This window comes from Aminobacter sp. 01T433 (assembly GCF_056398585.1).
Map to the genome: position 1 here is coordinate 1 of NZ_JBFTPR010000025.1, position 26463 is coordinate 26463.

General features: G+C 61.6%; 14 protein-coding genes and 1 pseudogene. 9 read left to right on the forward strand and 6 right to left on the reverse strand.

The window, feature by feature from the left end; all coding sequences use genetic code 11:
- Positions 1-547: 547 nt before the first annotated feature.
- A complete protein-coding gene (locus tag AC1DLV_RS27410; protein WP_476803197.1) occupies positions 548-976 on the forward strand; it encodes a hypothetical protein in 429 nt (142 codons plus the stop codon).
- The gene (locus tag AC1DLV_RS27415) at positions 969-2165 is read left to right on the forward strand and encodes an HlyD family secretion protein (RefSeq protein WP_476803198.1); all 1197 of its coding nucleotides are present in this window, start codon (positions 969-971) and stop codon (positions 2163-2165) included. Before AC1DLV_RS27410 ends, AC1DLV_RS27415 begins: the two co-directional genes overlap by 8 nt.
- A gap of 468 nt (positions 2166-2633) precedes the next feature.
- Here AC1DLV_RS27415 and AC1DLV_RS27420 read toward each other — a convergent pair whose 3' ends face one another.
- Both AC1DLV_RS27420 and AC1DLV_RS27425 read right to left on the reverse strand, forming a co-directional pair.
- Positions 2634-3782 (reverse strand): efflux RND transporter periplasmic adaptor subunit, encoded by a 1149-nt coding sequence (locus AC1DLV_RS27420; RefSeq protein ID WP_476803199.1) that lies wholly within the window; start codon positions 3780-3782, stop codon positions 2634-2636.
- 15 nt (positions 3783-3797) lie between these two features.
- Positions 3798-6938, reverse strand: a complete 3141-nt coding sequence (locus AC1DLV_RS27425; protein ID WP_476803200.1) for an efflux RND transporter permease subunit — start codon at positions 6936-6938, stop codon at positions 3798-3800.
- Positions 6939-7153: 215 nt separating this feature from the next.
- Between AC1DLV_RS27425 and AC1DLV_RS27430 the strand changes: the two genes are divergently transcribed.
- A complete protein-coding gene (locus AC1DLV_RS27430) occupies positions 7154-7726 on the forward strand; it encodes a TetR/AcrR family transcriptional regulator (RefSeq protein ID WP_476803201.1) in 573 nt (190 codons plus the stop codon).
- Positions 7727-7947: 221 nt separating this feature from the next.
- Here the strand turns inward: AC1DLV_RS27430 and AC1DLV_RS27435 are convergent, their stop codons facing one another.
- The 4 genes and pseudogenes from AC1DLV_RS27435 to AC1DLV_RS27450 all read right to left on the reverse strand — a co-directional run.
- Positions 7948-8112 (reverse strand): hypothetical protein, encoded by a 165-nt coding sequence (locus AC1DLV_RS27435; protein WP_476803202.1) that lies wholly within the window; start codon positions 8110-8112, stop codon positions 7948-7950.
- A gap of 94 nt (positions 8113-8206) precedes the next feature.
- Positions 8207-11989, reverse strand: coding sequence for a TonB-dependent receptor (locus AC1DLV_RS27440; RefSeq protein ID WP_476803203.1), 3783 nt, complete (start codon positions 11987-11989; stop codon positions 8207-8209).
- Positions 11986-19872, reverse strand: a complete 7887-nt coding sequence (locus AC1DLV_RS27445) for a DUF7507 domain-containing protein (RefSeq protein WP_476836302.1) — start codon at positions 19870-19872, stop codon at positions 11986-11988. Before AC1DLV_RS27445 ends, AC1DLV_RS27440 begins: the two co-directional genes overlap by 4 nt.
- Before the next feature lie 345 nt (positions 19873-20217).
- Positions 20218-20355: pseudogene (locus AC1DLV_RS27450) on the reverse strand (S9 family peptidase); the annotation flags it as partial.
- A 1241-nt stretch (positions 20356-21596) separates the two neighbouring features.
- Here AC1DLV_RS27450 and AC1DLV_RS27455 point away from each other — a divergent pair.
- The 6 genes from AC1DLV_RS27455 to AC1DLV_RS27480 all read left to right on the forward strand — a co-directional run bounded on the left by AC1DLV_RS27455 (position 21597) and on the right by AC1DLV_RS27480 (position 26406).
- A complete protein-coding gene (locus AC1DLV_RS27455; protein WP_476803205.1) occupies positions 21597-21737 on the forward strand; it encodes a hypothetical protein in 141 nt (46 codons plus the stop codon).
- A gap of 249 nt (positions 21738-21986) precedes the next feature.
- A complete protein-coding gene (locus AC1DLV_RS27460; RefSeq protein ID WP_476803206.1) occupies positions 21987-22886 on the forward strand; it encodes a helix-turn-helix transcriptional regulator in 900 nt (299 codons plus the stop codon).
- A gap of 228 nt (positions 22887-23114) precedes the next feature.
- A complete protein-coding gene (locus AC1DLV_RS27465; protein ID WP_476803207.1) occupies positions 23115-23624 on the forward strand; it encodes a GlcG/HbpS family heme-binding protein in 510 nt (169 codons plus the stop codon).
- Positions 23625-23634: 10 nt separating this feature from the next.
- Entirely contained in the window at positions 23635-24684 is a 1050-nt protein-coding gene (locus AC1DLV_RS27470) for an alpha/beta fold hydrolase (RefSeq protein WP_476803208.1), read from the forward strand.
- Between the two features lie 88 nt (positions 24685-24772).
- The gene (locus tag AC1DLV_RS27475; RefSeq protein WP_476803209.1) at positions 24773-25576 is read left to right on the forward strand and encodes an ABC transporter ATP-binding protein; all 804 of its coding nucleotides are present in this window, start codon (positions 24773-24775) and stop codon (positions 25574-25576) included.
- Complete coding sequence (locus AC1DLV_RS27480) at positions 25573-26406, forward strand: ABC transporter permease (RefSeq protein ID WP_476803210.1); 834 nt, start codon at positions 25573-25575, stop codon at positions 26404-26406. The genes AC1DLV_RS27475 and AC1DLV_RS27480 overlap by 4 nt, the downstream gene beginning before the upstream one ends.
- Positions 26407-26463: the final 57 nt, after the last annotated feature.

The window sequence follows — 26463 nt, forward strand, 5'->3', positions numbered from 1 at the left end:
CTGGCGCAGCGGACTGATGGGTGCATCGAGAACAGGGTGGGGCATGATCAGGCTCCTTGTTGAAGAAGCCCGTCATGCTCTGCCGCTGCCGAACGACGCTCAATGCAAGCGCGGCGAACGGCTCGTGCCCTTTACCTCACCGCGCGCGCTCTCCCGCGCAGCGGGTTAGTTCTTCGGCCCCGAGTAGGCAATTGAAGGAACGTCTGTCTATCAAGGGTACCGTCCCGAAAGCGGCCAGTCTCGTTTCCACCCCGTGGCAGCCAGCATGGAAGCCTGTCCCCTGCGTCGAAGCGGCCATCCGCGCATCGTCGGATGACCGCTCAAGGTCAGATTTCGGTTCGCTCGAGATATCGGACTGTATTCTCGATCCTTGCGCGACTACGAGCAGCGCATCGGTGCCTCGCACGCCATGATCCTTGTCACAATGGTTGGCAATCTCATCCGCCGAAACGCTCATCCGTGATTTTCAAAACGGATTGTTAGTATTGCAATTGGTATCCAGCCGCTCGATAGCCGTTCCGGCGATTGCTTACTGAGGGTTTGGTTGATGGCGATTGAAGACGGCCTCGAACACGCAAGTCCATCCTGGTTCACTACTCCGGGCGATACTGACATGTTGGCGTGGGTGGCTTTGGCATTCATCTGTCTCGCGCTCTATGGAATCTTGACGCTTTATGCAGTGTTCGACCGTTGGGCCGAGCACAGGTCGAAGGGCACCCCCCTGGCCAAGACAATCCCAACATTGTTGACGATTGCCCTGCTCTACGAGATCTTTCCGCTCGAGCATTTCCACGTTTTTCTTCCGTTAACCGCGGTCCTTCTCGCCCTGATGGCAGACTGGTCGCGCTTCCATTTGCCGAGTATTCACCAAGTCGTGCCTGAAGCCACTGCTTCGCCGGCGGCAATCTCGCCGGACCCGGCCAACGACGTTGCCGTCGTTGGCCCCGTCAAAACAGAGGTTGCCCGGAATGGTTGAGCTTCTCCTGACTTCTTTTCCGGTCATTATCCGCTACTACCAGCTAAGGCGTCGTGGCGAAGCCATGACAGTGTGGAACATGCGCACAGCAATGTTCCTGTGGGCCATGCTTGCTTTTTTCCTTTTCGTCGCGATCTTCTACTTCCACCCCAAATCATATTCCGGCCTGTTGCCCTTCCGGACGGTGTCGATTGTGGCGCAAACCAGTGGTCCGGTGACCGAAGTCGCCGTACGGAACGGGCAGAGGGTTTCCGCCGGCGATCTGCTCTTCCGGATCGAAAATAGCGCCCAGAAGGCGGCCCTGAAGCAGGCCGAAGCCGAATTCGACAAGATTGCCGCTGCGGAATCCAAAGCCAACGACGCCTTGAAGGTCGCGCAGGCGAGCGTGGTCGAGTCGAGCGCATCGCTGGAAAAGCTGAGAGGCGACCTCGCGAACGCGCAGACCTTGTTCGCCAAGAACGCCGGCACGAAGGAGACTGTGCGCTTGGCGGAATCAGCTGTCGAGATCGGCGAGTCAGGTCTGGCGGCGGCGCAGGCACAGCTGAGCCTGGCACAGGTGGAGATTTCTCAATCTCTCCCCGCGCAGCATAAGGCTGCAGAGGCGGGTGTCGAAAGCGCCAAGGTCGCGTTGAGCATGACCGAGGTGCGCTCTTTCACTGACGGTGTCGTGACCCAATTGTCCATGAGCGTGGGCAGTCCCGCGTCAACTCTCATACTCAGTCCTGCAATGGTGATCATTCCCGATCGTCCAGACGATCTCCCGCTCAGGATTACGGCAGGCTTTTCCCAGGTTACGCGCTCTACACTCTATGAAGGCATGCCGGCGGAAATCGCCTGCGACAGCAATATCGCCTTGTCGTTCAGCAACACGGTTCTGCCGGCACGGGTCCTTTCCATCCAGCCCGCGATCGCAACAGGCCAGATTGTGCCGGGAGGGCGACTGGTTGAACTTAATGAGCGGACGCCACGCGGATCGCTACTGGTCTATCTTGAGCTTGAGCATAAGGGGCAAGAGAAGATCATGCTCGACGGCACCGGCTGCCTTGTTCAGACCTACACCAACAATCTCGGCGGGTTTACGGGACACCTCATTGCGGCCACGGGCGTTGTGAAGGCCGTTGGCCTACGCCTGAAGGTGTGGGGCTCGCTGATTGCCGGAATCGGTCTTGCAGGGAGTGGCAGCTACTGAAAATCGGCTTCGAAAGTCACGGATGAGCCGCTAAGCGCCGTCGCGATGACGTCCTGCACATCGCCGACGGCGAGGCCATAGCGGCCAATCCTCGAGGCGCGGCACGACGTCGAGATGCCGATCACCCGATCGGCATAAGAAAACGCAGTTACCGTGCCCAAAGTAGCGTTGCGGTCTCAGTCGAGGGGCTGTCGATGTCCGCTTTTAGTGGTGATTCAGACCGCACGAACGACCTACATCAGGCGCATTGCCGCCAAATCTCGTCGGGCCGATGAATGGCGGCTTTGCGATGTGGTTGTTTCGGCGGCACCCGGCCGCCGCATGCCTGATTGGTAGAGTGGCTGGACAAGCCCAGCCTAGCGGTCCTTCTGCGTCCGCCTTAGGCTGCCCTTACCTCTGAACTGGAGCCGCCAATCCGTCTGTCCTCGCCGCATCTCCAGCGCGTTGGTCGGGCACAATGCAAGATCATCAACTGCCACCGGCATCGAGCGGTTGGACCGGTGCGCCCGGAAAAATCTTCTGGAGGTTGCCGGAGATAATCTTGTCGCCTTCCTTGATGCCGTTTGTCAGCGTCACCAGATCGCCATCGGTGGGGCCCAGGGCGACGACGCGCTGTTCGACGAGATTGTCCTTGCCGACGACGTAGACGTATTTGCCAAACTGACTGGAGCCGAGTGCTGTCTGCGGCACCATCAGCGCGTTCGGCAATTCCTTGATGTGCAGGCGAATGCGAACATATTGGCCTGGGAGCAGCGAGAGGTCGAGGTTCTCGATCGTGGCGCGGGCGGCGATGGTGCCTGTATTGCGCTCCACGGCATTGTCGATAAAGGTCAGCTTGCCTTCACGCGGCTTGCTGTCGCTGCCGGGGATGATGACCTCGGTGTCCACCGTCCCATTGGCAAAGGCCTTCTGAATCTCGGCCAGTTCGGTCTCGCCTGGGTTAAAGGTGATGTAGATCGGCGAGAGTTGTACGAGATTGTTCAGTGGCGTGCCGGCGGAGCTTGTGACCAGCGTGCCTTGCGGCGCTTGATTGCGTCCGAGGCGACCGGCGAAGGGGGCGCGGATATCGGTGTTTTTCAGATTGATCTCGGCGGTCCGCAAGGCCGAACGTGATATGGTGAGCGCCGCTTCAGCCTGCCGCACCGCGCTCCGGCGTTGGTCAAACCCGTCCTTGGCCAGATAGCCGTTGTCGGCGAGCTTGTTGCCGCGGTTCAGACTCGACTTGAGGTATTCGAGCGATGCTTGGTCACGCTCGATCTGCGCCTTGGCCTGATCGAGCGCGGCCTGATAGTCCGTGGCCTCGATTCTGTAGAGCAGGTCGCCTGCCTTCACGTCGGTGCCGTCTGATACGGGCTGTTCCTGAAGATAGCCTGACGCCTTGGCGCGCAGCGTAACATTGCGGATGGCTTCCGTGCGCGCGGCGTATTCGAGATAGATGGGAATTGTTTTCTTCACCACGCCGACCACCGGTACCGGCATTGCCTGGGGAGCCGTTGCCGAAGGTGCGGCGCCGGCAGACGTGCTGCCGACGCCCCAGCCATATTGAGCGAGGAGGTAGCCGCCCGCCATCGCCAAAGCGAGAAGGCTGCCGTTCAGACCGAGTTTGAAAATGCGCATCTGGATACTCCTGATTTATTCGGCCGGCTCGACCACCTGGGATGGCTGCGAGCGGCGCGCGAAACGTTCACGCCAGGTTTCGAGGACGACGTAGAAGATCGGGACAAAGGCGAGGGTCAACACTGTCGCGATCAACATGCCGCCGAAGACGGTGGTGCCGATCGACTGCCTGCTTGCCGCGCCGGCGCCGGTTGCCAGCATCAACGGCACAACACCGAGGATGAAGGCGAAGGCCGTCATCAGGATCGGGCGCAGCCGCAGGCGCGCGGCTTCGACGGCCGCAGCAATGATCTCGACGCCTTCTTCACGCCTACGCTTGGCAAACTCGACGATCAGGATGGCATTCTTGGCGGCGAGGCCGATCAGCATGACGAAACCGATCTGCGAGTAGACGTCGATCTGCAGGCCCCGCACCCAGATCGCCAGCAATGCGCCGAGCAGGGCGAGCGGAACGGCGAGCAGCACGACGAAGGGCATCAACCAGCTTTCGTACTGCATAGCCAGAACCAGAAAGCAGAAGACGATCGCCAGGCCGAAGACAAGGGTTGCGATCGAGCCGGCCCGGATCTCCTGATAAGTGATTCCGGTCCATTCGAAGGCGAAGTCCCTCGGCAACGCGGTTGCCGCGGCACGCTCCATGGCGGCGACTGCCTGGCTCGAACTGAAGCCTTCGGCTGCGGCACCATTGATGAGTGCAGAGGGATAATTGTTGTAGTGGGTGACCGTTTCGGGTCCCGAAACTGCTTTCAGCGCGCCCAGGGTGCTGAGCGGCACCATGTCCCCGGAATTGCTGCGGACATAAAGCCTTGAAATGTCGGTGGCCTGGGCGCGCGCCTCCTGTTCGGCCTGAAGGGTGACGCGAAAGGTGCGGCCGAACAGGTTGAAGTCGTTCACATAGAGCGAGCCGAGATAGATCTGCAGCGTCGAGAAGATGTCCGGCAGGCTCAGGCCGAGCAGCTTCGCCTTGTTGCGATCGAGGTCGTAAGAATATTGCGGGGTCGAGGTGCTGAAGGTCGTGAACAGCGTGAACGGGTTCAACTCCGGCTGCTTGCGGGCCTCAGTGAGCAGTGCCTGCGTCGCCTCATCGAGTGCCGCGGCACCGCGGCCGGTCAGGTCCTCGACCTGAAACTCGAAGCCGCCTGTCGAACCAAGACCCTGAATGGAGGGCGGGTCAAAGGCGAGAACCAGCGCCTCCGGAATCTGGATCAGCTTTCCTTGGGCGATGTTCTTGAGCTCGGTCGCGCTTTCGCCAGGGCCGCGCTCGTCCCAGGGCTTGAGCACTGCGAACTGGACGCCCGCATTCGACTGGTTGGCGAAGGTGAGGAAGGAGAAGCCGACGACGGAGCCGACGGATTCGACGCCAGGAAGGTCGCGGAGAATCGCCTCCGACTTCTTCGCGACTGCTGCCGTGCGTTCCACCGACGCACCATCAGGCAATTGGAGGACGACGAAAAAGTAGCCCTGGTCTTCGACGGGCAAGAAGGTGGAGGGAATGCGCTGGGACAATGCGTAGGTTGCGTACAAGGCCAGCCCGAACAACCCGATGAACGCCCAGCGCCATCGGACGAAGCTGCGAATGCTGCCGGCATAGGTGTTGGACATCCAGTGGAAGCCGGCATTGAACCAACGGAACAGGATGAATTTCGGCGCGCCGCGATGGCGCAGGAACACGGCACTCAACGCCGGGCTGAGCGTCAGCGAGTTGAAGGCCGAGATTGCGAAGGAGATCGCAACCGTCAGCGCGAACTGGTTGTAGAGCTGGCCGGCGACGCCCGGTATGAAAGCAACGGGGACGAAGACGGCGAGCAATACGCCTGTTGTCGCGATGATCGGGCCGGTGACTTCCTTCATCGCGATTTTTGTCGCCTCCAAAGGCGGATGGCCGTCTTCGAGCTGGCGTTCGACGTTCTCGACAACAACGATCGCGTCGTCAACGACCAGGCCGATGGCCAGCACCATGCCGAGCAGCGACAGCATGTTCAGCGAGAAGCCCAGCAGATACATCACCGTCAAAGTGGCGATCAACGACACCGGTATCGCGATGATCGGGATGATGGTGGCGCGCCAGCTCTGCAGGAAAATGAAGACGACAAAAACGACAAGCAAGAGCGCTTCGACGAGCGTCTTGACCACGTCGTCCATGGCCGCGGAAACGAAGCGTGTCGTATCGTAGAACATGTTGTAGGACATGCCGGACGGGAAGCGCTTCGACAGCTCGTCCATCTTGGCCTTGACACTGCTCTGCAGGTCAAGCGCGTTGGAGCCCGGGGCCTGAAGAACCGCGAGCACGACGCTGTCCTCGCCGTCAAGGCTGAAGGACGAAGAGTAGGACAGAGCGCCGAGTTCGATACGCGCCACGTCGCGCAGATGCATTGCGGCGTGGGTTTCAGGATCGACGCGAAGGATAATCTCGCCGAACTGCTGCGGGTCGCTCAGGCGACCGACAGCACTCACCTGCATCTCGAACGGCGTTCCTGATGGAGCAGGCGACTGGCCGATCTTGCCAGCCGCGACCTGGATGTTCTGCTCCTGGATGACGTTCTGTACATCGACCGCGGTGACGCCGAGGCTCGCCATCTTGTCCGGGTCAAGCCAAACGCGCATGGAATAGCGGCGCTCGCCGAAGAACTGAACGTCGCCGACGCCGGGCAGTCGCTTGATCGGGTCAAGGATCTGCAGATAGGCGTAGTTCGAGAGCGTGGTGAAATCGACCGACTTGTCAGGCGAGCTGAGATTGACCAGCACGTTGAAGTTCGGGTTCTGCTTGATGACGGTAACGCCGGCCTGGTTGACCAGGGCTGGAAGCGAGGGGGCTGCCTGCGAGACGCGGTTCTGGACGTCCATGGCGGCGATGTCGACATCATAACCGACCTGGAACGAGATGATGATGCGCGCCGACCCGTCGTTCGAGCTTGTCGAGGACATGTAGAGCATCCCGGGCACGCCGTTCAGCTGTTGCTCCAGCGGCGTCGTCACCGTATCGGCCACGACCTGCGCGCTGGCGCCGGGATAGTTGGCAGCGACCACGATCTGGGGCGGGGTGATGTCGGGAAACTGCGAGACGGGCAGAAGGAAGTAGGAGATGGCACCTGCCAGCACCATGATGATCGCGATCGCCGAAGCGAAGATCGGCCGCAGGATGAAGAAGTTGACCATGATGGCTCTCTCCGAGGCGGCTCGTGATGGTCGATGGCTGCCTTGGAGACGGCAACGAAAAACCGTTGCAGCACACGGAACCGTGCGCTGCTCTTGAACAACCCGATATTGACTTGCGAAGGTGGATGTTACTATCTAGTAACAGGATAAATGTTACGGATCGGTAACATTGTCAAGGGCGTTCCAGCGACAAGATTGGAAGCGAGGAAACGTTGATGACAGCTGCTGTCAAATGTCCACCACGGGAACGGATCATCGACGCTGCGCGCGACCTTTTCAGAAAGCATGGCATCAAGGGCATTGGTGTCGATGCCATCGCCGAGGCCGCAAGCAGCAACAAGATGACGCTCTACCGCCACTTCGGCTCGAAGGACGACCTGGTGTTTGTCTGCCTGCAGGAGGCTGCAGCCGAAGCTGAAGCCTTCTGGGAGGGTATCAAGGCCGCCAATCCCGGTGATCCCAGGGCGCAACTGAGCGACTGGGTCCGCCGCGCCGGTGAATTCGTCACCGTCGAACATTGCAATTGCGAGCTTCTGGATGCCGCCGCGCAATTGATGGAGAGCGACCATCCCGCGCGGCAGTTCATCGAGGACATTCGCAGCCTTTACCGGGAGCGATTGGTTTGCCTCTGCGCCGCCGCCGGCGCCGCCGACGCCGAACTGTTGGTCGATGCGTTGACGCTTCTGGTCGAGGGCGCGCGGACGAACTGGCGCAGCGCCGGGCCTGGTGGAGCCGCAACGCGCTTCGTGAAGGTTGCGGAAATGATCGTCGGCGATTTTTTGGCGTAGCATGGCAGCGGCGTAATCCCCGAACCGCCAGCCTCCCGCTTGGTAACGAGCATCAGGCTCCAGGGACCTGATGTAAACGATCCAAGGGGCGCGAAGCGGCCATTCACCGGTCTCGGCCTCAACGTCCGCTTTTGCGCGAAGGCAAAGTTTGCCTGAACGTCCTGTTTCAGGCGCAAAGCTGTCGAAGCTGCCGAAGGTCGTTGATCAACTTCGTTCTTGCGTCACACCTTGCGGGTCGGGTCGTATTGTTGGTCGGCAAGCTTGGCTTCGGCCATCGCCTTCTGCTCGGCGAGCGCCTCCACGACCCTGTCGCATGCGCGCCAGATCGGGTCCGAATGAGCGACGGGCTTGGCACTAGCAAACTTGAGGGTTTTGAGATGGGGCATGTTAGCTGCCTATTTGGTCGTTGAGCCGCCATCCCGACTACAGCCAACGACCAAAAGGACGAGCGAAGAGTTCACTCCAGCATGCTCAGTTTTGTCAGAACTTTCCAACCACGTTGAGGAAGGCTCCCTCGTCGTCGAGGGAGAGGTCGCGCAGGTCGTCGGAGAAACGGCCGAAATTGTAGCCGACGCCGACCTTGAAGTTCTTCCCGACATGGCGATAGACGGCGGCGAGCAGGCCGTAGTCAGTGGTCTCCGCCGAGGGCATGCAGAGAACGCGGCCTTCGAGCAGCAGGTCCCACTCCTTCACGATGTGCAGGTCGGCCCTGAGGATGCCGAGATGCGCCGAGGAACGTTGCCAGTCGGCGAAGATCTCTGAGCCGTCGATCATCCGCTGCTGGACGTCGCCGATGCGGAAACCGTATTTACCGCCCACCGACAACCACGGGAACAGGTCGTAAATCAGGTCCGCCGACAGGATGTGGCTGCGCTGCTTGGGGCTGGCCAACGAGCCATTGATGCCGACCTGGTCGATACCTGGCAAATCATAGAGCCAAGTGTACTTGAACAGCGCATTGAGCCGGTCGTTGTTGATCGGCCGGTAGGCATAGCCGAGCGAAGCCTCGACATAGTCGCCGTCATGGAATGTGCCAGCTTGGGAATCCGACAGAACGGCATCGACGTTGGCGATCAGGCGCCAGTCTTGGCTGGTCTTCCACGTCAGGCCAGTGGCGAACAAATAGGAGCGGGCGTCGCGGCTGCCGTCTTCGGATTCGTCGAAGCGTGCCTCGCCGCGGATGCGGGCGGTGATGCCGGCTTCCTCGTCATTGTAGCCGACCGACAGCGAGGCTGCCTTGCGGTCGAAGTCCGACCTTTCCTTGTTGGTGGAAGGATCGACGGTGTCATCCCGGATGGTGCCTGCCTCGAAGCCGGTATCGACCGTCCACAGCGCATCAGGCGTGTAGATGACACCATAGGTCTGGGTCAGTGACTGGCGCTTGCCAAACATGTCGTAGCTGTTTTCGGCATAGGCGGAAGCGGTCTCGCCGAGCTTGCGCCGTGTGCCGCCGACGATGGCGCCGCGATCAGTGCCAACCAAATCATAGCTCCGGTCGAGATCGAAGGCCCGGTCGGGATCGAGGCGATAGCCGACATAGTAGTGGTCGTTTGTCGTCGGGTCGTAGGTGACGGCAGCGAGCGCGCCGAGCCCGGTATTCCCGTAAGAGACCTCGCCGGTGACGCCGACCTTGTCGGTAAGCTTCATCTCGCCACCGACGCCGCCACGATCATTGCGCCTGATATCGCCGGAGCGGCCGAGCGTGCCCTGGCCGAACACATAGGCGTTCCAGTCGTCGTTGGGCTCGTATTCCAGTCTGACGCCGGCATCAACCCGGGAGCCGTCATAGCCGCGCTTGCCCGAGGCAATTGCCCTGGGCGACAGGATCTCGCTGTAGCTGATGCCGAACGCGACCTTCCAATATTCGTCGAACTGGTAGCTCAGGCTGCCGCTGCCCTCGCGCTTGGCCTGACCGTCATCGTCCTCGAAATCGTCATAGACGAGCTTGAGCGTGCTGCGGTCGGTGAGCTCGACATCGGCATGCGAACCCCAGATGCGCTGATCGATCAGGGACTGCTCGGACAGCGTCGCAAAACCCGCCTGCATTTCCTGGTAATAGCCGCCGACCGTTCCCTTGGGTCCGCCCTTGGCAATATCTTCGAGATCGACCTGGCCGCGCACGCCCCAGGCATTCGCCGACTGGTCGCGGTGGCCGGCGGTGCCGACCTCGCTCATTGTCAGGCCGCCATCATAGGAACTCGCGGTGCCAAAACCCGGTCCCTTCGAATGCGAAACCTCGGCTTCAAGGAAGGTCTTTTCGGAATGGCGCAACTGGATGTCGGCGCCATAGGCGCGCTGGTCTGCCTCGCCCGTCGTCTCGCTCATGCCGGTGACGCCGACACGGACCTTGTCGTTCAGCCATTGCTGGCTGCGGCCGCCATAGACGTAGCCGTCGACGTCGGTCGCAACCGGCGTGTATTCGTATTGGGCGACGAGATAGACCCTGTTGCCGCCGAACGCGCCGTCGCGAACTGGCCCGTCAGTCCCGGTCGCAGACGGCAGCGGACGCTTGAGGATCATCACGCCCTGCATGTAGTCGAACGAGTAGTCCTCGCCATAAACGAGGGTCCGGCGCTCGACGACGCGGCGGCTGACGGCGTCGCGGATCTCGATGGTAACCGTCTCGGTGCCGACTGTGATGTCCTGGCGCTTGAGGAAATAGGCCGAGCCGCCGGTCCCCAGGAACTCGTCGAGCTGCGGCAGCGTGTCGGGCTGGGCGGCATAGAGCACAACCTCGCTCCGGCGTTCGCCGAACGAGGTCGTCTCTTCCGAGCGATGGACCGCACTGGCGCCATAGAGCGCGCGATCGGAACGCATGAACTCGGTGCCGGTGATCTGGGTCTTGTAGTTACCCCACATGACCTGGCTGTCGCCGCGTTCCAGCCGGACGAAAAATTTTCCGTTGGTCGGCGCGTCCTCGACCATCGTCGATTCGTCGCCATAGACGGGATAGTAGTCGTCGGGATCGAGACGCCGCAGCAATTGCCGAGGGTCCTTGGAATCGAGCCCGCGAAGAATGTTCTCGATCTTGTCCTCGCCGGTATCGGCGGCGGCGGTGAGCAGATATTGGCCCTTGATCTTGCCCTTCACATAAAAAGCAAGGCGGCCGTTGGTATAGATGTCGTCATATTCGCCAGGGCGCGCGCTCTCGATGTCGGCGTCGCCCATGCGCTTTCCCACCGTGAGATCGGCGAGCGCGACATAGAACCAATCGCTATCGGGAATGTTGACCTGGCGGGTGAAATCGAGCGCGCTCGCCTTGTCCATCCCCTGGACCGCGACATCAACCGCGTGGTCGCCCGCTGGCAGGATGCGCTGCACCACGAAGGCGTGGTCCCCGTCGAGCGGGATGGTCTCGCCAAATGCGCTGGCGCGGTGGCCTTCAGGCACGTTGCGGCCGTAGACGGTGACGGCGCCACCGCTGGTCGGAATGTTGCGCTTTGCCGTGCGGTCCTCGCCCATGCCGGGCGCGATCGCTTCCTTGCCGGTGGACGGCGCATATTCGCGCGTCGTGCGCGCAAGCGTCAGCGGCAGGGTTTCGTCGTAGCGGCCCTTGGCATCATAGACGCGCAGCACGTACATGAACTCATCCTCGTTGCCGTCCCCGTACACGGCTTCGACGTTGGCCGGCATCGTCCATGCCGCCTTGTCGTTGACCGTCACCGGAACCACGGCTACCGGGCTGTCATCGTCTGGGCCCGCGTCGGGGTAGATGCGGATCTCGGCCCGCTCAATGAAGGCGGGGTAGTTGGAGGTCGCAAGAAATTCGACCGTCTCGCCAGCCCGGTAGCTGCGCTTGATTGGCATGGTCGAGACGTTGAGCAAGGGCTTTGCCTCTAGCCCGTCGAACTTGACCTGGATGTCGACCGCGGCGAGGTCGACGTCGGTCTTGCGGGCGACGTCGACCGGCTTCCGCGCCTCGGCCCCGGGTCGTCCGGCTTCACCGCTCCTGGCGCTTTCCGCCACCGCCTCACCATCGACGCTGATGGAGAACGGAACGCTCCTGGCGTCTGCGGGCGTCTCGCGCTCGGTGTTCTCGCCCGTCGCCACGATGCTGGATGCACTGTTGTCGAGCGCCTTGCCGCGGATCTGCGTACGGCAGTCGTCGGCAGTGCAGACGCCGGCCTCGGGCGAGGTCTGGGCCAGCGCGCCGCCGGCGATCAGCATGACCAGTGCAAGTGCGCTGCCCAACAGAAGGGAGTGAGATCGAGAGGTCTTCATGGCCGTTCCGCCGTTTTCGAGAGGGCACACCGGAGCGCTCATTTGCTCACCTCCACTCGCGTCTCGATTTCCAGCCGGTACTGCCCTTTCCTCTCGCGCCAGCGCTGCCTGATGAGGTCGCTCACATGCTGGATCCGCTTGTTCGCAAGCGCCCGGTCGGCGCCCGCGTTGACGTAACCCAGCCGCAGCACCGACTCCTCCTGGCGAAGCATGTCGACCAGCTGGTCGATCCCCTTGGACCAGCGCGGCTGCAACGCCACATCGCCGGCCTCGAAGGCATCGCCGGTGAGATCCAGACGAACGACGCGGCCGATCGCAGCCCCGAAATTGAGCTTGGTCATCTTGCCGGCGGTGAGCCGGACGACGCGCGGGTTCTCGGTGGTCAGGCGGTAACCTGTCGGTAACGTGCGGGTGTCGAGCTTCATGATGAAGTTCGAGCCGATGCGCTGGTCGGGCAGATCTGCACAGGCGACGTGGAAGCGGCCATGCGCATCCGTGGTCACCAGCACACCTTTGACCGTGGCGACCCTGACGCCGGGGAGACCGGGTTCGCCCTCGTCCTGGTAGCCGTTGCGGTTCTTGTCGTCGAAGACCTTGCCGATGATCTCGCCGCAGTCGAAGACCGGCTCGGCCAGGATCTCAACCGAGGCCTTGGCATCTGGCGCGACCTTGGCGCCAGCCTCATTGGTGGCGATGGCTACGTTGACATGCTTGCCCGGTCCGGCCGTGCTCAGCGCCATCAATTGCAGCCGGATCACCGCCGTGGCGCCGCCCGAAAGCGTCAGGTTTTCGAACACGATGTTTCGGCCATTGACGACCGGCGTCACGTCGACATCGTCGAGTGTCGCCGAGCCCTCGGCGAAGCGGAAGCCTGCAGGCATCACGTCGGTGACGGTCAGGCCGCGGACCCTTGCCACGGCATTGTTGGTCACCGTGATCGTGTAGGGCACCTTCTCGCCGATGCGGATGGCGCGCAGGCCGGCCTGCTTGGTCAGGCTGATATCCGCAGCCGGCACCGCCGGCAATGCCAGCAACGCGTCGCTAGGGTCGGACTCCACCAGGTTTGCGGGAACCACGACACCGTCGCGGTAGCCACGCGCCGAGGCCGTGTTGATTACGCCACCCACTATGCCGGCGGCATTGTCGATGTCGCCTTGCGTCAACTGATATGTCGCGGTGAAGGTTTCCGCCGCGCCCGGCGCTAGCGTCAGCGCCGTTGGCGCCATCGCCGACAGGCTCGCACCGGCTGGCAGGCCGTTGAAGGTTGGGCCGGCGTCGGCCGGCTCGACGCTGTCGAGCGGGATGTTGCCGGTGTTGGTGACAACGAAGCTGTAGACAAGCCTGTCGCCCGGCGTCGGGCTGCCGCTGCCATCGGCATCCTCATAGATCCCCGTCTTGACGATTTCGAGCGCCGGCAACGGCGGCACGACCGGCACCACAACAGGCTCATCCGTATCGTTGGTCGGGCCCGACAGGTCCTCCAACGGCTTCACGGTCGGACCGTCCTTGTAGTTCGCGGTCACTGTCGCCTGGTTCTCAACCTTGCGGGCATCGATGTCGCCCTGGACGATGGCGTAGGTCGCGGTGAAGCTCTGCGACGCAGCCGGAGCCAGGTTGCCGACGGTGAATGACGCCGGCGTGATGCCGGGCAGCGGATCGACGATCTCGACACCCGTGAGATCGAGGTTGCCGGTGTTGGTCACCACGAAGGTGTAGGTGATGATCTCGCCCGGCGTCGCTGGCTCGTTGAGCCCCGACACCGCCGACTTGACCAGCGCAACCGCCGGCAACCGGTCGAGCGGAACCACGACCTCGTTGGAGTTGACCGGCGGCACAGAGGTCTCGGTACCGGTGACTGGATGCTTGTAGACGCCCTCGACGGAAGCGGTGTTGCGCACCTCGCCCGCATGGATGTCGGATTGCTTGACGGCATAGGTCGCCGTCAGCGTCACTGCGTTCGCAGCGCCCGGCGCCAGCGTCGGGATCGTTGTTACCGGCATCACCAGATCGGCCAGCGGGTCGCTGACCTCGACATCCGTCAACGTCACGTTGCCTGTGTTGGTGACAACGAAGCTGTAGGTGATCACGTCGCCCGGCTTGGGCGGCGTGCTCAGCGCGGCGCTATGGGACTTCTCGATCTTGAGCGACGACACGACGTTGAGCGGCTGCTCGGTCGGCGTATCGTTCGTGATGTCGGTGCCCGAGATATCGGTCACCGTTTGCGGCGTGCCACCGGCACCGGGACCTGTTCCCGAAACCAGCGCCGTGTTGGCGAAGCTGCCTTTGTCGATATCCGCCTGCGTCAGTGCATAGGAAGCGGTGAACGCACCCGAGTTGACGGCGCCTGCCGCAAGCGGGCCGCTCCAGTTGGACGGGTTCTGCACCACCACGCCCGTGACCTGATCGGTCAGTTCGATGTCGTCGAGCGTCACGTTGCCGGTGTTATGCACGGCAAAGCCAAAGGTGATGACGTCGCCCGGCGCGGGCGGCGTGCTCAGCGCAGTGTTGGTGATGGTCTTGACCAGACGTATCTGCGGCGCGCGTCCCAGGTCGGTCGTCGTCGGATCGTCGGTTTCAAACGTGGTGCCGCCCCGGTCGGTAACCGTCTGGGTCGGATTTTCGGTCGACGTCCCCGTCGTGACTGCCGTGTTGACCACCTGACCGGCGTCGATATCCGCGGGCTTGAGCGGATAGGTCGCGTTGACTGTGATCTCGATGCCCGTGGCAGTGCCCGCCTTGTTCTGCGGCTGCAGCACGACGGACGCAAGCGCCAATGCATCGGCGGGGTTGATCACCACGCCCGGCAACAGGTCGACCAGCGTGATGTTGTCGAGTGGAACGTTGCCGGTGTTGCGGATGACGATCGTGTAGGCGATCTCCTCGCCCGGCTGCGGGGGGGTCGACAGGCCGGTGACATCACCCAGCTTGGTCAGGGCGATGGCGGGCGAATGCGACGGCAACGGGGTGGTGACTTCATTGGAGTCCTTGGGGGTCTCGGGACCCGTCGGGCTGTCGAAGTCGACCGTCGCCTTGTTCGTTACCTCGCCGGCATTGATGTCGGCCTGCGTCAGCGGCGCCGTGACGGTGAAGTCAGCCGTGGCGCTAGGCGCCAGGCTGGCAACGCTTGCCGGTGTGACCGTCGCACCGGGGAAAGGATCGCTGACAACCAGATTGGTCAGCGTGACGTTGCCGGTGTTTGTGGCCGTGACGGTCCAGGTCAGCATTTCACCCGCGCGCGGCACGGACGGAATGGTGCCGGTCAACGCCTTGACTAGGGTCAGGTCAGGATTGCGGTGGAGCGGCACCGAAACCTTGCTCTCAGGTGTCGTAATCGGCGAGTCGCTCGGACCATGCACGCCGCTGGCAGTGGCGCTGTTGTCGACCTTGCCGGCATTGATGTCGCCAGGCGTGACGGCATAATCGGCATAGACGGCAGTCGACGCGCCCGGCGCCAGCGTGCCGATGGTGAAGGCACCAACAGGATCGGGTGTGACGCTCGCAAGTGCGTCCGTCACCGCGACGTTGCGCAAGATGGTGTTGCCGGTGTTGGTGACCGTGAACTTGTAGCGGATTGTGTTGCCAACCACCGTCGGGTTGGCGATGGTGTTCGACTCCATCTCCTTGACGATGGTGAGTCCCGGCACGCTGAGCGCCGGAACGGTTGCGCTGTCCGTGTCGGTGACATTGACCGGCGTTCCGCCATTGACGCCCCACTGGCCCGTTGCCGTTGCCGTGTTGAGAAGCGCGCCGCTCTCGATATCGTCCTGGGTCAGCGCATAGGTGGCCTTGAATGCCGTGTCGTTGGATTGGCCCGGGTTCAGCCGCGCAATCGTCGTGTTCGAAACCCAGGTCAGACCAGGCAACGGATCGGTCACAGTCACGTTGAGCAGCGGCGTCTTGCCTGTGTTGGTGACGGCGAATGTGTAGTCGATGATGTCGCCCACAGCCGGGTTGCCAGTTGCACGGCGCGGCGTGGCTGTCTTGACCAGCGTGATTGCCGCCGAGGCCGCTGGCGTCACCGTGGTCGGGGTGTTGTTGCCATCTTCGTTGGCGATGCCGTTGCCGTCAGGATCGGGATTTGCATTGTTGTGCGATCGATCGTTGGGCGTCTGGCCCGAATTCTGGCCGGTTCCCGTGACGTTTGCCTGGTTGGTATGAACAAGCGCAGGTACGATGCGCGGGACAACAGGGTTCACCAGAACGGTGTACCCCACCGTACCGCGCGCGGTCGGCACGCGGGTGAAGTCATGCTTAGTGCCGCCGATGGCATTGGTGATGACGATGCTGTCGATCCGGTCGACGCCACTTGCGGTCGCTGTTCCCGCGCCGAGGCCAGGCAATGCCTTGCCGTCAACCAGATGCTTCTCGGAAATGGTGCCGTAGTAGACGCTGTAGGTGCCGGGGGGCAGTTCATCGAAGCTGTAGTTGCCCTGCGCATCGGTGGTCACGGTTCGCGTGATGTCCGCGTTGTCGTGCTCCGCCTTGCCCTCCACATGGATGGTGACGCCGGCAATTCCGGTGTCGACCGTATCCTTGGCATCGTACGCGTCGAAGTCACGATAGAGCGTACCGCTGATGCTGCTGCCCTGGACGGTGGTCACCTTGCCGGTGCCGGTGTTGTTGGACGGGTCCTGGTCGAAGGACAGCGTGCTGGCCGTCGCCGAATTCTCCGCGGCCTGTGCCGACATCTTGGTGATCTTCGTCGTCAACGTGACGGTCACCGTGTCGCCCTGGGCGATATCGCCCAGCTCGCAGTTGATGTTGCGCTGACCGATCGTGCCGGTGCAGGTGCCGGCCGAGGCTGTTGGCAGGGCCGTCAGCTCCATGCCATCCGGCAGGACGTCAACCAGGGTGACCCATTCGGCCACGTCAAGGCCCGGTCCCGACTTGTTGGTGACGGTTATGGTCCAGGAGAATTCTTTGCGCAGGTCGACCGTCGTGACGCTCGGAACCTTGGTGACCTCGAGGTCGGCCTTCACCCGCACCGTGGTGTCTTCATAGGACACGTTGTTGTCGGTCGGGGCCTCATAGCCAAGCGTCGTTTCGTCGGATGTGGCGGAGACGTTGTTGGTGTGTCGGCCTCGTGCGATTCCCTTCATGTCGAGCGTAAGGGTTGCCGTGCTGTTGGCGGGCAGATGGGGAATGTCGCAGGTGACAGTCCCGCCTGATATGGTGGGGCTGGTGCCGTTCAGCACGCAGGTTCCACCGCCCGTCAATGCCACGATGAGTGGGTCGGCAAGACCGGACAGGGGCAGTGTGTCGACGATCCTGACATTCGTCGCATCGGACGGGCCGCTGTTGCGGACCGCGACCGTGTAGCTCGTGTCGGTGCCGATGAGGACCGGATCGGGACCGTCGGTCTTGGTCACGATGAGGTCCAGAACGGGAGGAAGGATCGCGATCGTCAGGTCGGCGTCGTTGTTGGTGAAATCGATTTCATCCGTGCCGGTCGAGACGGCGACCACATTCCTTATCGACGTGTTAGTCAGCGGTGTCGTCGGAATGACCCGGACGGTTACCGTCTGCTGCGACCCGTTGTTGATCGTACCCAAATTGCAGACCAGCGTCTGGTTGCCCGCTGCGGTGATCGCGCCTGCAGCCGGAGTGGTCGAGCACACGCCCGAGCTTGGAACGGCATCGATGAAACGAAGGCCAAGCGGGAGCGTGTCGGTGAGCTTGACGTCGTCCGCATTGCTCAGGCCGTTGCGCGGTACGCTGGCCGTCAGCACATAGACCAGTTCCTGACCCGCGGCCGCACCTGCAGCCGAGGCAGGGCTGACCTTGGTGACCGTCACGTCGGTGCGCTGATCAACAGTGTAGTTGGCGCTGTCGCTGTTGTTGGTCGTATCGTTGTCGGGCACGGTCGTCGAGAAAGCGATGGCCGTGTTCTGCTTGGCACCCTGGCTGCCGGGGCGGACCGTTACGGACACCACCGGGCAGTCGCCGCTGCCGGCGACGCAGACGGGCAGCGACGGCAACGTGCATAGCAGGTCGCGCGAGTAGCCGCTGCTGGTTGGGGTACTGCAGCTCGTTCCTGCCGCAAGTCCCGGGACAATGCTGATGCCGACATCGCCCGGTCCGGGCGTACCGCCGCCGGCTGCCGCGACGATGTCGTTGAGCCTGTCGTCAAGCACCACATTCGTGGCGATCGCCGGTCCGGCGTTCACTACCTCGATCTTGAACGTCACCGGGTCGCCGGCGAAGATCTGGGAGGGGACAGGGTCGAGTTTCTTGATGACGCTGACATCGGCCCAGTTCAGGGCATCGGCGCTCTCGACGCCTGAGGTCGTCGTGTTGTTGCCGGGAGCGGCGTCATCACCCTGATCGTAGTCCGGGAACGACACCGTCATGCCGTTGACAATGGGCCCGGTCGCCGTCACCTCGGTCGTCAGCACGATGGGCCCGGCCTGCTGCGTCGGGCCGAGAGGCGAACCTGGCGTGTACTTGGAGGTGGTGCAGACGACATCCGTGGGGCCAGCGATCGGGACGGGCGGACAGGTCCAGCCGGCCGGCGCCGCAATCGCTTCCACTGTCAGGCCAGCCGGCAAATGATCCGTGATCGTCAGCGGCCCATGAAAGGGGGCATTGCCGTCATTGCGTGTGCTCAGGCGGAAGTCGTAGGAGTTGCCAACCGTGACCAGCCCGCGCGGGGGTCCGGATTTATGGGCGACGAGATCGACGGTAGGTTCGGCGATAAAGGCGGCGCCGTCATTGCCGGAGTTGTTGGCGCCGGCGTCGGCGTTCTCGTTGGGAGAACTGACCGTCGCGATGTTGGTGACGCCCACGCCGGCAGCCGTCGCGGCAATCGCGCGCGTCGTGATGGTGATCGGCTTGGCGTAGTCGGTGCCTGCGCCGGCAACGTAGTCGCAACCGATGGTCTGGCCGGTCGCCGAACATGACCAGCCGCTGCCGCCGGCGGCGTTAACGCTGACGAACTGGTAGTTGGCCGGCAGGATGTCTCTGATTGCCGCCTGCGTCGGCTTCACGCCTGCATGGCGCGGTTGCAGCGTGAACGTGACCTCGTCGCCGACGAGGATCAGCCCCTGCGGGGCGCGCGTCTTGCCGATGCTGACGTCGGTCCCCTCCAGGATCGCGATGTCGGCAGTGGCATCGTTGTTGGTATGAACCGGATCACGCGGCCCCTTGCTCGTGATCCCAGCCGCCACCGTGATGGTCGAGGCATTCTCGATTGTCACCTGGCTCTCGAAATCGAGGGCGATTGATGCGCCGGGGGCGATTGGGCCAGGGATGGCGCAGGTGATGTTGGGCGCGGCATAGGAGCAGCCGGCCGGAAGGGTAACGTTAGACGACAAGCCGGTTGGCAACGGAATGGTCACCGTCGCGCCGCTCGCCGCATACGGACCTTCGTTGGTCACCGTGGCCGTGAAACTTGCCTTCGACCCCGCCTGCACGGCCGCCGGGTTGACGGCGAGCGCAACCGCGAGATCAGCGCCTTGCTCCACAGTGGTCATGCGGTTGAAGCTCGGCCCGGGATTGGGGATTTTGGCCGCAAGCGTCACGTTGCCCATCTGCATCGGGCGAAGATTGATGGTGGCGCTGAGAACGGCCCCCGGCGCCAGCGTGGGAACATCGCACGTCACGACCAGCGGCGCAGTCTGCTCGCCCCCAGTCGGCAGCGGCGTGCAGTTCTGTAAGCCATTGACACCGACGAACACCGTGGTCGCCGGGATAGTGAAATCGATCGTCGTCGCCGGCGTGGACAGGTTGTCGTTATTGTCGATCCGCACCGTAGAGGGCAGCAGACCGCCTGCAGGCAGCGGATTGTAGCCGGTGTTGTCGAGATTCAGCGTCCAGCCGCCATCGGTCTTGGCACTGGCCGTTGAAATGGCGATAAGCGAGGTTAGCGCAAAGGCGCTCGCTGCCTTGGAGAGGCAGTTGGCTACATCCGACAATGTGAGGGGCACTTCAAATACCTGCAGAATTCGCTGAGGATCTGCAAACTAGATCCTAAGCAATCGCGAGGGAGCATTAACGCTCCTCAATAAGCCAGATCATTCGTGTAGAAATATACTAGCTGATCAACACCGGAAACCGGTCGGCAATTTCAATAATCAGCTCATAGTACTTTCAAGAATCCAAATCTACGCGGTTCCGCAGCGCCTAAATGATTCGGCCCTGCTAAAGAAGGGTATGCCGCTCACTTTGTCGCGACAAATTGACCGATCATTGTTCGCAAGAAAGGCTCGTCCTCCATAAACTCAGGGCAACCCTGTGAAATCGGCCCCAAAATGACCGGACAGGCTCTCCGCACCAAGGAGAAGGCCACCCTGGTTGCCATGAACAAACAGCATCGCTCCAGTGGGCGCGGCGCTGAAATCCTTAGCTTGGAACAACTCAATGGTAGCTCCGTCACTTCGCTTGATCAGATGTCGAGTCGCTGTCTTAATAATAACCCGCGAGTTCAGGCAGAATTTCCGTCACCACCATATGAGTGGCGGGGGCTTCTTGTAGTCTTGGCCCGAGCTGGTTGTGTAGTCAGCGTCCATAAATCGAGGTGATGAACAAGATGGACAGACTTCCGCGCGCTCTCTTGTGAAGCCGGTTGACACCGGACAAGTCGAAGAAAATCGTCGAGCGCGAAACAGTCGGGCACATAGGGTGCCAAATCGTTCGGAATCCAATTCTGCCCAGGCACGGATTATCCATGTCGAACACGGCTTGCCAGGTGCGTCCACCGATAAGTCACGCACCATAAGTGCCATGGCGGTCTCCTTTTGGGAGGAGACCGCCGTAAGGGCTGCTGCCTGGCTATCGCCAAGTTTGGATATTGAACGAATGCAAACGGTGCCGCTGTCGCCGCGTCCGTTTCCCTAACGTCAGCGACTCATGTTAGCCTGACTGTGTTGAACTTCTCCCCTCCCTCTGACCCTGCCGCCGAAAGGTGGCAGGGGTCTTTTGTTGTTTGTGAACTGGGTATCGCGTCGATGCCCCCGCCGCAGATGGCAGACGTAAATCGGCACGGTTCATGGGAGAAATGTAGGCCATCGGCGGTCGGTGCATCATGGGGCGGGGTTGCCTGAGTGCACCGGCCTAAGCAGACATTCGCGACCATCTGCCTGCGCGCATCCTGCCACGGGTGCGGTAGGTACTACCCCTACCTCAGAAGTGGGCTTGCACCTAAACAATGGTCTATAGCGGCTTTCGGACCGTCATTCTGGTCCCTGTCATGTAGTTGTCGCGACGGGAGCGCATGCTTGACGCAGTCGCATTTCCTTTCCCATCACGATGCCCTTGTTAACGGAGCCGAAATGGGCCTGACGGGCGAGGCGCTCTATCGACACGTGATCCCGCTTCAATAAGCGTCTATTTGAGCCACGAAAGATGTACTCCGCGCTCCTTGGTCAGGTTGAAAAGCGATACGTACACCTGCCGGAAACGTTCGAGCTCGTCACGCTTGACGATGTAGAGCGCCGCGCCACATTGCATGAATTATAATTCATTCTTTCCTCAGAAAATGTATCTTAAATGATCTTGTCATCTATGACGGCAGCAACGAGCTTGCCTTGAAATTTCCAGACAGCCACGTTTCGCTGGCCATCGGACTGGCACGTTTCCAGCGGGCAGCGCTTTGACAAGCATTTTCACCGGTGATGGCTGGTTCGCTCGCCCGAATTGAGCAGAGGCGCCGATGCGCCGACATCGCGGCGCTCGGCACGACAGCAGCTATGGCTGTGTTACCGACGTGCTGCGCAGTCGGACGCGCACTGGCGCGACTTTGATGAGTGGCGACCGCGCTGTGGTCACTGTCGATCTGGTCCCGCTGGCCTAGCTGCGCGCCATCGACGCGTGAATTGTTCACCAGGTCGGGTAAGTCCCCAGCAGTTTCAAAACCCGGCAGAGCCATTCGACCTCGCTCCAGATTGCGGTACGGCCATGCGATGCCCAGCCAATCAAGATTTGACTCATTAGAACGCTGGCATAAAGTCGAAGGCAGAGCGTTGTGCCGCGAGCTGCCATTCGGCCGACAACTTCGCCGAGCACGGGCCCTGAGACAGGACAGCGGAAGGGGAAAGGGTCGGTGGAAGGGCGAAGCCAGGACCAGTGGCATCCAGCCTTTGTGGAAGACTTCCGCGGAGGCATCTTTGACACGCAGCGACGTCTGCGGAACCGCCTGCTCGATCGTGGTGCCATTCGCTATGCTCACGCACGGGACCTTGCCGCGCACATGCTGCTTCGTCTTGACGATCTGCCTGGATGCTGGTCCGTTGCCACCAACTGGCTTCGTGCCGAGCTCGGATGTCAGCGCGTCGACACCGGTTTCGGGATTCGTGAGGCGAGGGATTATTTCCCCGGTTTTGCGGAAGCCAAGGACGCAAATTACGATGTTCCGTCGTTCGGTTGCGGCAGGGCTGTCGACAACCGCGACGTCGCCATGCAGGCGATGTGGCTGGACCCCCGCCCTCTGATCTTCGCCGACATCAAGCAGGACAGCCGCGTCACGATACGGCTCCGGCAAAGGATGTCGGGAGCTCGCACGAAATCGAAACTGGCCTGGGCGCTTCGGAGCGAACGCGGCGGCTACGGCCTGATCTGCGCCGATTGGACGGAGCAATTGGTGCCTTGGGAATCTGGTCTCTACGATTGCTTCGAGCAGACAGTGACAGATGTCCTGAGCCCTATCATCGCCGTTGCGAAACATATTGCCGAACAAGACCATAGGAGTGAGTCCACAGGGCCGCGGAAAAGCCTTACCCTACATGCGGGCATTTCAGGCACTGCCCCGCTGGCAACGCTGACAGCATCGGAGTTGGAGGTCGCTCGGTTGGTTGCGAAGGGTATGAGCTACAAGGAAATCGCAAGGGTTCGCGACCGGTCTCTTTCCACGATCGATCATCAGCTCAGAAGCATCCGGCAGAAGACCGGAGTTTCGAGCACATCTGCTTTGGTCAGCCTGCTTGCTCGGGCCGATCTACTCTGAGATGTGGCATCTGCTGCACGCGAGACGCGGGCATGTATAGCCTCTTCCGGCAGCGCGTAATCCATAAGAAAATAAGCATTATCAATTAGATATTTCGACGACCTCATGTTTTGCCGAATCCGATCGACATCGCGAATGTTCGCGATAGATGGCTCCCAACGTTTCCTCGTAGGCTCGTTTAAAGCTGAAGCACCCCAGATGGGCGGCCCGGCCGAGGGAGGAGACGAGATGACCAAACAATTGCTTTTGGCAACGGGGCTAATGGCGTGCCTGCCAACGCTCGGCACGGCTGAAGGGCTGGCCAAGCCTGCACTTAGCTATGAGGCGGCTGGATGGATGATTGCGGCCTGCTTCGCTGCACAAGAAGCCGCAGGGCACGCCAAGATCAACGTCGTCGTGGTCGATGATGGCGGTCGACTGATCGCCGCCGCGCGCCAGGACGGAGCCTGCAAGGCCTGCACTGACATTGCCGAGAACAAGGCGATCACCGCGTCGCTTTACGCTGCACCTACCCGCGCAATGGCTGACCTGTCCTTTGGGGTGAAGCGCGATGGCGTGAATGCCGGATTGCCGGGCGCGGCCTTCGTTCCTGGCCTTGTCGCCTTTGCGGGCGGTCTGCCGATCAAGACTTCGGCGGGCGATGTGATCGGCGGGATCGGTGTCAGCGGTGCAAGCGAGGATCAGGACGAAAGCTGCGCGCAGGCGGGTCTCAACGCTGTTTCGAAAAGCCTCAACTGAGAGCGGCGTGATGATCGATAATCCATTCTATAGTCCTAAGACACAGGGTTCGTTCAAGCTCTACGATCTCGGAAATCTGATCCTTGAAAGCGGCGAAACGCTGCGCGCTGCGAAGCTCGCCTACCGCACCTTCGGCCAGCTGAACGCGGACAAGTCCAATGCCATCCTGGTGACCACCTGGTTCTCCGGGACGGGCAAGGTGATGGCAGATGTCTATGTCGGCCGCGATCATGCGCTGAACCCTGACGAGTACTTCATCATCGTCGTTGACCAGATCGGCAGCGGGGTGTCGTCATCCCCGCAAAACACGCCGGCCCCACAATCCATGGCCAAGTTTCCGAAGGTGCGCATTGGGGACGACGTGCAGGCTCAGCACAAGCTCGTCACGGAGCATTTCGGTATAGAGCGTCTGGCTCTGATTGTGGGCGGGTCGATGGGCGGGCAGCAGGTCTATGAATGGGCGGTGCGCTATCCTGATATGGTCGCACGCGCAGCGCCGATCGCCGCAACGGCTCGCATCTCCCATCATCAGGTCATCTTTGTCGACGCTTGCGCCGACGCGCTGATGTCCGATCCCGCTTGGAACGGCGGCTGGTATGAAAGCGGGCTCGATGTGCGCAACGGCATGGACCGTCTGGCCAGGATCGTTGCGACCTTGGGATGGTCCCCGCAATTCTATCAGGAGGAGCGCTGGCGAAGCGTGCTTGGCATGTCGTCCCCTGACGACTTCATTAACGGGGTGATGAAGGCGTATTTCGAGCCAATGGATCCAAACGTGCTGCTCTGCGAGATGTGGAAGTGGCAGAGGGCGGATGTCTCACGCCACGCCGGGGGCGACCTCGCTGCCGCGTTGAGGCGGATCAAAGCCAGGACCTACGTCATGCCGATCAGCCACGACATGTTTTTCCCGACGCATGAATGCGAGGCCGACTGCTCCCTGATCGAGGGCGCGGAACTGAAGGTCATTCACACGCTGGAAGGCCACATGGGTCTGAACGGATTTGAACCTGGATACATGGGTCAGGTGAATGAGCATTTGAGGGCTCTTCTCAAGAGCTAAGACCAACAACCGGAACGTACCGCTTGAGCTCTCGCCGGCGACATCGGCGTGGGAACGGGAGAGGCATGTTCCAGAAAGGGAGGAGGATATGGGAAACCACACCTACGACACGCTCCGTATCAGCGGCGCGACCAAGACTTATGCAGCGCAATCAGGTGCGGTCCACGCGCTACAGGACGTGGACATGACCGTCGAGCCCGGCGAGTTCATCTCGGTCGTTGGACCATCCGGCTGTGGCAAGACGACCTTGCTCTGGTCCATTGCTGGCCTCCACCAGTTGAGCGGCGGCCGGATCCACCTGGGCGAGGACGAGATCAGACGGCCGCATCCGAGCGTAGGCATGATGTTCCAAGAGGCAAATCTGCTTCCTTGGCGCACCATACAGCAGAACATCTCGTTCCCGTTTGAACTGCGGCGGATGAAGCCGGACAGGGACAAGATCGAGGCATTGCTCGATCGTGTCGGGCTTGGCGGCTTCGGCGAGAAGATGCCACGCGAGCTCTCCGGTGGCATGCAACAGCGCGCCTCAATTGTGCGCGCGCTTGCCAATGACCCTGACGTTCTCCTGATGGACGAGCCATTTGGTGCGCTCGATGCCTTCACCCGCGACGAGATGAACAAGCTGGTCGAGGAAATCTGGATCGAGGCGCGCAAGACCGTGATCCTGATCACCCATTCCATCGCCGAGGCCGTCTTCCTCTCCGACAAGGTCTACGTGATGAGCGCTCGACCGGGCCGCATTTCCAGGATCGTCGACGTGCCCTTCGAACGGCCGCGTCTGCTGGAACTCATGGAGACGCGCGAGTTCTTCGACCTCGTCAACGACATCAAATCCGACATCAAGCATCAGGCGCCGCCTGCAAGGCGCGTGACCTCCTCGAGGCAATCATGACCGACATGACCCACAGCACAGATCTGCCAACGGGAGGCACCAGCCTTTCCGGCGCGACGGGAATCGTCAACGGCATGGGCGGGCAAGGTGCGCGCGAAATCGTCGCGATCCTTGGCGTTGCGATCCTCGTTATCGGCGGCAGCGAATTCCTGCTGCGCTGGTTCAACGTACCCCAGTTCATCCTGCCGGCGCCGTCGACCATCGCTGCCGTCTTCGGCTCGCCCGAGATCGGGACGATCGCGCAGCACTATGGCTACACGCTGTTCGAGCTGTTTTCCGGCTACGCCATCGGAGCCTCGATCGGCCTAGTGCTTGCCGCCGTCATTACTCAGTTTCCATTCGTGGAAAAGGTGATCACTCCTTACATTCTCCTTCTGGTGACAACGCCGATGCTGGCGCTTGTGCCACTGCTGATCCTGAACTTCGGTTTTGGCTACACGCCGCGTGTCATCGCCGTCGCGCTGGCCTCTGGGCCGATGGTGATGATCAACGCGGCGACCGGGTTCAGGCGGGTGGATGCGGGCAAGATCGCACTCGCACGATCATATGGCGCCAGCACCTCGCAGATATTCACGAAGATCCGAATCCCCATGGCCATGCCGATGGTCATTGTCGGGCTGATGATCGGAGCCATCTTCGGAATGATCACAGCAGTCGGTGCCGAGATGTCGGGGGGCGGGTTCGGTATCGGCAGTCGCCTCACCACCTACTCATCCACGCTGCGGATGCCCGAGTTCTTTGCCTGCATCCTGATCCTCGCGCTGACTGGCATCGCGATCTACGCCTTCTTTTTCTGGCTCGGAAAGAAGCTCGCGGGCTGGGAGAGCTGATCGGCCGGGCGAGGAATGACCGCGCCCGCCAGCGCCAACTGAAAGCGGTCTTTCTGC